The organism is Burkholderia sp. DN3021, assembly GCF_049805555.1.
In the GTDB taxonomy this organism is placed as follows: Bacteria; Pseudomonadota; Gammaproteobacteria; order Burkholderiales; family Burkholderiaceae; genus Burkholderia; species Burkholderia pyrrocinia_C.
In genome coordinates this window covers 41,487-50,606 of sequence record NZ_JBNCAB010000052.1, presented here as the reverse complement: position 1 = coordinate 50,606, position 9,120 = coordinate 41,487, and the positions used below count along the sequence as shown (strand labels likewise).

7 protein-coding genes are annotated in these 9,120 nt (G+C 65.6%); all 7 read left to right on the top strand.

The features are described from left to right. The coding region (locus tag ACPUER_RS23780; protein ID WP_425132281.1) for a MotA/TolQ/ExbB proton channel family protein at positions 1 to 770 on the top strand (770 nt) is incomplete at its 5' end. A 20-nt stretch (positions 771 to 790) separates the two neighbouring features. Next, positions 791 to 1,213 carry an ExbD/TolR family protein gene (locus ACPUER_RS23775; protein WP_204423406.1) on the top strand — a complete coding sequence of 141 codons (423 nt, stop codon included), beginning with the start codon at positions 791 to 793 and terminating at the stop codon, positions 1,211 to 1,213. A gap of 96 nt (positions 1,214 to 1,309) precedes the next feature. Continuing rightward, positions 1,310 to 1,741: an ExbD/TolR family protein gene (locus tag ACPUER_RS23770; RefSeq protein ID WP_072441201.1), complete on the top strand. Its 432-nt coding sequence runs from the start codon at positions 1,310 to 1,312 to the stop codon at positions 1,739 to 1,741. 16 nt (positions 1,742 to 1,757) lie between these two features. Next, the gene (locus ACPUER_RS23765; protein WP_425132280.1) at positions 1,758 to 2,948 is read left to right on the top strand and encodes a tetratricopeptide repeat protein; all 1,191 of its coding nucleotides are present in this window, start codon (positions 1,758 to 1,760) and stop codon (positions 2,946 to 2,948) included. 309 nt (positions 2,949 to 3,257) lie between these two features. Next, positions 3,258 to 3,833 carry an XRE family transcriptional regulator gene (locus ACPUER_RS23760; RefSeq protein ID WP_310143060.1) on the top strand — a complete coding sequence of 192 codons (576 nt, stop codon included), beginning with the start codon at positions 3,258 to 3,260 and terminating at the stop codon, positions 3,831 to 3,833. Positions 3,834 to 4,185: 352 nt separating this feature from the next. Continuing rightward, positions 4,186 to 6,966: a TonB-dependent receptor gene (locus ACPUER_RS23755; RefSeq protein WP_425132279.1), complete on the top strand. Its 2,781-nt coding sequence runs from the start codon at positions 4,186 to 4,188 to the stop codon at positions 6,964 to 6,966. Positions 6,967 to 7,206: 240 nt separating this feature from the next. After that, the gene (locus ACPUER_RS23750) at positions 7,207 to 9,111 is read left to right on the top strand and encodes an extracellular solute-binding protein (RefSeq protein ID WP_425132278.1); all 1,905 of its coding nucleotides are present in this window, start codon (positions 7,207 to 7,209) and stop codon (positions 9,109 to 9,111) included. Positions 9,112 to 9,120: the final 9 nt, after the last annotated feature.

Below are 9,120 nucleotides of genomic sequence, written 5' to 3'. Positions count from 1 at the left end.
CGCCGTCGGCCACGCCGGCACCGGCCGCCGCCGAGCCGGCGCCGCCGCCCGCGCCGGCCACGACGGAAGCGGTCGAGAATCCGTACGGCCTGGGCGCGCTATGGAAGAACGGCGACTTCGTCGCGCGTTTCGTGCTGATCCTGCTGGTGATCATGTCGATGGGAAGCTGGTACATCATGATCACCAAGTTCCTGGAACAGTTGCGCGCGAATCGTCGCGCAAAGCTGGCGGACGCCCAGCTCTGGACCGCGCCGTCGCTGGCGGAGGGCGCCAGGCTGCTCGACGAGGCATCGCCGTTCCGCTTCATCGCCGAAACGGCGATCGAGGCCGGCGAGCATCACGAAGACGCACTGCTGGAAGCAGTGGATCGCAACACGTGGATCGACGTATCGGTCGAGCGCTCGATCACGAACGTGTCAAACCGGATGCAGGACGGGCTCGCTTTTCTGGCCACGGTAGGCTCGACGGCCCCGTTCGTGGGGCTGTTCGGCACGGTCTGGGGGATTTATCACGCGCTGACGGCGATCGGCATCGCGGGCCAGGCGTCGATCGACAAGGTCGCGGGCCCGGTGGGCGAGGCGCTCATCATGACCGCAATCGGCCTTGCCGTCGCGGTGCCGGCGGTGCTCGGCTACAACTTCCTGGTCCGGCGCAACAAGTCCGTGATGGAACGCGTCCGCAACTTCGGCGCGCAACTGCACACGGTGCTGCTGGCCGGCAACCGGCGCCCGGTGCGCGCGTCGGCGCCGGCGGCATCGCTCGCGAACTGATCGGCTGACGGAGACGCGCGATGGCCATGAACGTCGGGCAGGACGATAGCGACGAGGTGATCGCCAACATCAACACGACGCCGCTCGTCGACGTGATGCTGGTGTTGCTGATCATCTTTCTGATCACGATTCCGGTCGTGACGCACACGATCCAGCTTCAGCTTCCGAAAGAGACGGTGCAGCCGCTGCAGACGACGCCGAAAAGCATCGAGATCGCGGTGAACCGCGATGGCGAATTCTTCTGGGGCGAGCAACTGGTGGATGCGTCGACGCTGCTCGCGAAGCTGAAGGGCGTGTCGCAGCAGCAGCCGCAGCCGAGCGTCCACGTGCGGGGCGACCAGAACACGCGCTACGAGTTCATCGGCCGGGTGGTCACGATGTGCGAGCGTGCGGGGATCGCGAAGCTGTCATTCATTACGGAGCCGCCGGCGCGCGGTGGCTAGCGTCGCACGGGAATTGCTGCGAAGCATGGGATCAGATGCGAAGCATGGGGCAGGAGTAAGTGCTGAAGCACCAACTCGGATCGACAGGAGTCGACGATGGGAATGAACGTGCCTTCGGGCGGAGGCAATGCGGAACCGGACGTGATGGTCGACATCAACACCACGCCGCTGATCGACGTGATGCTGGTGTTGCTGATCATGCTGATCATCACGATCCCGATTCAGATGCATTCGGTGAAGATGGATTTGCCGGTGGGCAATCCGCCGCCGCCGGCGACACCGCCGGAAATCGTGCAGATCGACATCGACTTCGACGGCACGACGACGTGGAACGGCGCGCCGGTGCCGGACCGCGCGGCGCTCGAGGCGAAGCTGACCCAGGTGGCGGCGGAACCCGTGCAGGCGGAGATCCATCTGCGGCCCAACAAGCTGGTGCCATACAAGGACGTGGCGGCCGTGCTGGCATCCGCGCAGCGCGTGGGTGCGACCAAGATCGGCCTGATCGGCAACGAGCAGTTCATGCAATGACGAAACGGACGAGCCGATGAACCAGCGACGATGGAAACGGATGATGGCGGTGACCGCGCTCGGCGCGGCATGCATGCTCGGCCGGCCGGCGCTGCCGGCGGACGCGCTGCGGCCGGACGTGGCGAAACCGCTGGCGGCAGCGCAGGAGCTGTACCGGGCGCACAAGTATCGCGAGGCGCTCGGCAAGATCGCCCAGGCCGCCGCCGTGCCCAGCCGGACGCCGTACGAAACGTACATGGTGGAAGAGATGCGCGGTGCGGCGGCGATGGCGGCCGGCGAGTCCGGCACGGCCGCGCAGGCGTATGAGACCGTGCTGAACTCGGGGCGGCTGTCGGGCGAGGACGAGCAGCGGACGACGGCGGCGCTCGCCGGCATCTACTTCCAGCAGAAGAACTACCCGCTGGCGATCCGGACCGCGCAGCGCTACCTGAAGGTCGGCGGGGCGGATCCGGAAATGCGCACGCTGCTCACGCAGTCGTATTACCTGTCGAACGATTGCGCGCCGGTCGTGAGCCAGTTGAAGGCGAGCACGGACGCGCAGGCGAATGGCGGACACGCACCGGATGAAGGGCAGTTGCAGATGCTCGCGACGTGCGCGCAGAAAGTGAAGGACGGCAGCGCATACCGTGGTGCGCTCGGGCTGCTGGTGGCCTACCACCCGAGCCCTGCGTACTGGGACGAAATGGTCACGGCCATTCGCGGCAACCCCGGGTATCTGTCGTCGCTCGACCTCGACATCTACCGGTTGCGCCGGGCGACGGGGTCGCTCGCGACGGCCGACGCGTACATGGAGATGACGCAGCTCGCGCTGGTTGCAGGGTCTCCCGCCGAAGGCAAGCAAGTGATCGACCAGGGGTTCGCGTCCGGCGTACTCGGCAAGGACGCGCAGGCGGACCGCGAGAAGCGGCTGCAGGCGCTCGCCGCCAAGCGCGCGCAACCGGGCGGGGACGCCGCCACGCCGGCGGCGCCGATCGACGCGGGCATGAACCTCGTCTTTGCGGGCCACGCGCAGCAGGGCTTGCCGATGATGGAGCAGGCGATCGCGAAGGGCGGGCTCGAGCATCCCGACGCGGCGCGGCTGCGGCTCGGCGAGGCGTACTACGTGGCCGGTCAGAAGGCGCGCGCGGTCCAGGTGCTGCGTACGGTCAAGGGAGCCGACGGTTCCGGCGACCTGGCAAAACTCTGGACGGCGGTGGCGTCCCGGTAACGCAACGGAAGGGGGCGACGGCGCGCAACACGGGCGAGGTCGAAAAGCGGCGGGCCGCCGCGGCAGTACGGCAGCACGAGTGCCTGACGGTCAGGTTAACGAAGAAAAGGGGCAGCCTTGTTAGTTAGTAAACCGAATGAAATATCCGAAGGCCGCTCGACCGTGCGGCGACGGTGCCGCGCTGCGCCGCGCGCCGCCTGCACGCAGCGGCAGCGCGCAGCCGGGTATCGCGCCGGGCCGATCGCGTCATCGCATCGGTCAAGGATCGCCGACATCAAATCGATTTCGACTGCGAGGCTCCGACTTTCCATGGTTTTGCCCCCTGATGAGTCGGTGCTCGTCGCCGTGTCGCTCGGCAACAAGATCCGGGCGCTGCGCCAGCGCCTGAAACTCACGCTCGACGAAACGTCCACGATCGCCGGCATTTCGAAACCGTTCCTGTCGCAGGTCGAGCGCGGGCGGGCAACGCCGTCGATCACGTCGCTGGTCCGGATCGCGAAGGCGCTGGGCGTGACGATGCAGTATTTCATCGACACGCCGACGGAAGCGCGCTCGGTGTGCCGCAGGAACGCGCTGCAGTATTTCCAGTTCGCGAACTCGGCCAGCCAGTTCGCCAGGCTGACGAATCTGGTGGATGGCCGCAAGCTCGAAGCGATTCTCGTCCGGATGCCGGCGGGGCAGTCGCCGTCCGAGATGACGACGCATGCGGGTGAGGAGTTCGTCTATGTGATGCGCGGGCAGGTCGCGCTGACCCTCGAGGATTGCACGCTCACGCTGAACGAGGGCGATACCGCGCATTACGAATCGACGATGCCGCATGCGTGGCGCAACACGGCCGATGAAGAGGCGGTAATCGTCTGGGTCGGCACGCCGAGGTTGTTCTAGCCGGGGGCGGCCGGCGCTGCGCGCCGCGATGAAGGAGAAGTACCCGATCGACAGTGGATGGCATGCGGTACGGCGCGCGAGACATGCTCGTCGCCAGCAGGATTCGCCGTCCATCGAATCGGGAGGTAGCAGGGAAGTGCGCTCAATGTAGGTAATAAGTATGACGAAACAAAATCATAAAAGACGGTGGTGCTGACAGGCACGGGTGCCCCGAGGCCGATCCGTTGGAGTCGTGGCAGTCGGAAGAGTGGCAATCGCGGGTTCCGATACACCGGCGCCCAGGACGCGCAAGGAATTCACAAGGTTCCGGCGCACTGCAGGTGGGGTCTTACTACGAGCGAGAGGGAACAAGATGAAGCAGAGAGTTTTGGCGTTGGCCATCAAGAGGATAGTCTGGGCGGAACTGGCGCTGACGGCCGCACTGGTGCCGCCGGCGTTCGCCCAGAGCCAGCCGGCGCCGGGCGCCGTCGCGATCGCGGATGCGGTCGCGAACGGCGCGCCCGTGACCGTCGCACAGGAAGCGGGCGGCACGCCGGATGCCGCCGCTGCAACGGGTGCCGCGGCGTCCGGTGCGGCACCCGAGGCGACGCCTGCCACACCCGGCTCGAACGGGCAGGGCAAGGTCGCGCAGATCAAGCGATTCGAAGTGACGGGTTCGCTGATCCGGCAGGCCGACAAGACCGGTTTCCAGCAGGTGCAGACGATCACGCCGAAGGAAATCCAGAGCAGCGGCGCGGTGACCGTCGCCGACTTCCTGCGCAATGCGACGGCCAACTCGGCGAACAGCTGGGGCGAAGGGCAGTCGGGCAACTTCGCGGCCGGCGCGGCCGGCATCGCGCTGCGCGGCCTGTCCGAGAAATACACGCTCGTGTTGATCGACGGCCAGCGTGTGGCACCGTATGCGTTCTTCTCGAACAGCGTCGATTCGTTCTTCGACCTCAACACGCTGCCGCTCAACGACATCGAGCGCATCGAAATCGTGAAGACGGGCGCGGTGTCGCAATACGGGTCGGACGCGATCGGCGGCGTCGTCAACATCATCACGAAACACAATTTCCGCGGGCTGCAGCTCGACGGCAGCATCGGCAGCGCAATCAACGCCGGCAACGGCGACGGCACGACGAAGTTCGGCGTGCTCGGCGGCTTCGGCGACCTGAACGCCGACCGCTTCAACGTGACGGCGGCGCTCAGCTACTACAAGTCGAACGGTTTTACCCTTGCTGATCGCGATTCGACCCGCAACCAGGACTTCACGGGCAAGCCGGGCGGCTTTTCGCTGCTCGCACCGTCCTACTGGAACATGCCCGACGGCAGTGCGCAGGCGCTGAGCGGCTGCCCGTTCGGCGGGGCGGTCCGACCGGCCGCGCCGAACTCGCTGTCGGCCGGCCTGCCGGGCACGATCTGCTCGTACAACACGGCCGAAAGCACGTCGATCCTGCCGATGACCGAACGTCTGAATGCGAAGCTGCATGGCGACTTCAAGATCAACGACACGACGACGGCCTTCGCGGATTTCCTCGAGAGCTACAACACCACCACGACCAACAACGGCCTGTGGAACAACGTGATCGGCAACCCGCAGAATCCGGCGCTGGTGTGGAATCCGCAGACGCAGTTGCTGTCGCCGTTCAACACGGTCGTACCGGTGACCAACCCGTACAACACGACGGGCGCGGCGACGCCGTTGACCTACGCGTTCCCGAACACGGTCGCGCAGAAGACCTGGGCCAACTACTGGCGCGCGTCGGCCGGTATCAAGGGTTCGTTCACGCTACCGTACGGCGACTGGGACTGGGCGACCTCGGTCAGCCATTCGCAGAGCACCGTATCGAACGTGTTCACGAACCAGCTGAACGTGAACGCGTTGAACAACATCTACCAGAACGGCACGCTGAATTTCGCGAATCCGGCGGCGACGCCGAACGCGTTCAACGGCCTGTACCAGGAAGCGAACAACCTCGGCATCTCGAAGCTCGACACGATCGACGCGACGCTGTCGACGCCGAACCTGTTCCACCTGCCGACCGGTGACGTCGGCATCGGCTTCGGCGCGCAGTTCACGCACCAGAGCGAAACGCTGACACCGGGCTCCGAATACCTGAGCGGCGCGGTGATCTCGCCCGATCTGCAGACAGTGAACGGCGCGCGCAACGTCGCGGCCGTCTATTACCAGATCAACGTGCCGATCCTGGAGAACCTGACGTTCAGCCAGGCAGGTCGCTACGACCACTACACGGACGTGGGCGGTGCGTTCTCGCCGCGCTTCGCGCTGCGCTACCAGCCGATCAAGGCGCTCACGCTGTATACGTCGTACAACCGCGGGTTCCGTGCGCCGACCTTCGTCGAGGACAGCAAGTCGCAGACGCTCGGCATCCAGATCGACCCTGCCACCGGCCAGAACTACACGTCGATCACGGTCGGCAACCCGAATCTCGCGCCGGAGCGCACGCGCAACTTCAACATCGGCTTCCAGGTCTCGCCGGCCCGCTACACGGATATCGGCTTCGACTGGTACAAGATCCGCATCGACAACGTGATCGGCCAGGGCAAGCCGTCGCAGGTCGTGACCGATCCGACGACCGGCCAGCTGCTGTACAAGGTGATTCCGTACCAGAACCTCGGCTACCTCGACACGAACGGCTTCGAAGGTACGTTCCGCCAGGGGTTGCCGCTCAAGGGCTGGGGCATGCTCACGCTGTCGGGCGACTGGGCGTACATCAACAGCTACAAGATCGGCTTCCCGGGCGGCGCACCGATAAACGGCGCGGGCAACAACTTCACGATCACGCAGCCGTTCGGCGGCAGCTTCCCGCGCTGGCGCGGCAACACGACGCTGGACTGGAACTATCGCAAGTTCGATGCGGCGCTGACGTGGCAGTTCACGGGCCCATACGCGCAGAACCTGCTGCCGGAGCCGCCGAAGGTCGGTTCGTACAGCCAGTTCAACCTGATGCTGACGTACACGGGCTTCAAGAACTGGACGATCTACGGTGGCATCGACAACATCTTCAACCGCACGCCGCCGTACGATCCGATCTTCGCGAACGGCACGCTGAGCCAGAGCGGGTACGACACGTCGGTGTATTCGTACATCGGCCGGTTTGCGCAGATCGGCGCGACGTACAAGTTCTGACGGCGATCGCGATGCACTGACAGGCTTTAGACCGGCCGCTCCACGTCCACACCCCCCTTTCTTTGGAGCGGCCTTTTTTCGCCTGGCGCCACGACGGTCTGCGAACGGGACTGCGACGGCGCAGCTTGACGAATCGTTTGCAGCACGAATTACCAGCGGGACGCGGGCGGCATGCCGTGTCCGGCACAGGCATCGACCGCGCGCAGGCATTGCGCCCGCACGCTTCCGGACAGACTGACCATGACACTGTTGAAATGGCGAGGGGCACATGTGCCGCGCCATGCATACCTGATGGGCAACGGCACGCGCGCCGCGCTGCTCGCATGTGCTGTGCTGCTCGCGTCGGCCGGCGCCATGCCGCGGGCCGCGTTCGCGGTGTCGGCGATTTCGCAATACGACCAGCCGAAATATCCGCCGGACTTCACGCATTTCGATTACGCGGATGCGGATGCGCCGGACACCGGCACGCTGAATTTCGAAAACTACGACGAAGCGCAAAGCTACGATTCGCTGAATCCGTTCCTCGTGCGCGGCTCGCCCGCGCCGGACATCAAGAACCTGATGTTCGACACGCTGATGCAGCGCAGCTGGGACGAACTCGCGTCCGAATACGCGCTGATCGCCGACGATGTCGAGGTCGCACCGGACCGGCTGTCCGCGACGTTCCACATCAACCCGGCCGCGCGCTTCTCGAACGGCGACGCGATCACCGCGGCAGACGTCAAGTATTCGTTCGACACGCTGACGAGCCCGCAGGCGTCGCCGATCTACAACGCGCAGTTCTCGATCATCAAGCGTGCGGTCGTGGTCGACAGTCATGCGATCCGCTTCGAATTCAAGCACGCGGAGCGCGACGCGGCGCTGATCGCGGGCGACCTGCCGGTGTTCTCGCCGAAATGGGGGCAACGCGCGGACGGCACGCGGCCGCCGTTCGACCAGCTCGCGACCGTGCCGCCCATCGCGAGCGGTCCGTACCTGATCGAGCAGCGCAAGAACGACAAGCAGATCCGCTACGTGCGCAACCCGCACTACTGGGCCGCGAACCTGCCGTCGCGGCGCGGGATGTTTCGTTTCGCCCACGTGTCGTTCAAGCTGTACCTGGACCAGTACACGTCGCTCGAGGCGTTCAAGGCCGGCGATGTCGACGCGCGGATGGAATACAGCTCGACGCAGTGGGCGCGCAAGTACGTCGGCAAGAATTTCCGCAACGGCATGCTGAAGAAGGGGGAATTCCCGGACGGCCCCGCGCAGATGCAGGGTTTCCTGATGAACATGCGCAAGCCGATGTTCCAGGACGTGCGTGTACGGCATGCGCTCGCGCTGGCGTTCGACTTCGACTGGATGAGCCGGATGATGTTCTACGGGCAGTATCGCCGCACCAGCAGCTTCTGGGAGGCGAGCCCGTTCGCGGCGTCCGGCGTGCCGAGCGCCAAGGAGCTCGCGCTGCTCGAACCCTTCCGGTCGACGCTGCCGCCGGCGGTGTTCGGGCCGATGGTCGGCCAGCCGTCGACGCTGCCGCCCGGCTCTCTGCGCGCGAACCTGAAGGAAGCGCGCGACCTGCTCGCGCAGGCCGGCTGGCGCTACCGCGACGGCGCGTTGCGCGACGCGAACGGCACGCCGATGACGATCGAGATCATCGACGACCAGCCCGGCATGGACCGCCTGATCCTGCCGTACACGCAGGCGCTCGCGACGCTCGGCATCCACGCGTATCTGCACGAGATCGACAGCGCGCTCTACCAGAAGCGGCTCGACAATTTCGAGTACGACATGACGACGTACATCTACTTGCCCGTGACGATCCCTGGCGCGGAGCTGACGCGCCGTTTCGGCAGCGCGGCCGCATCGCAGCCGGGCTCGGAGAACTATCCGGGCGTGAAGTCGAAGGCCGTCGATGGGCTGATCCGGGCGGCGCTCGCGGCCGACACGCTAGACGATCTCGAAACGGCCACGCACGCGCTCGACCGCGTGCTGATCAACCTGTACGCGCTGATCCCGCAGTACTACCTGCCGAACGCGCGGATCGCGTACAAGGCGACGCTCGGCCACCCGGCAATCGTGCCGGACTCCTATCAGTACGAGGACTGGATCATCGACTACTGGTACGTAAAGAAGCCGGCGGCACAACCCGCTCCGGCGGCCTGACGGGGAGCA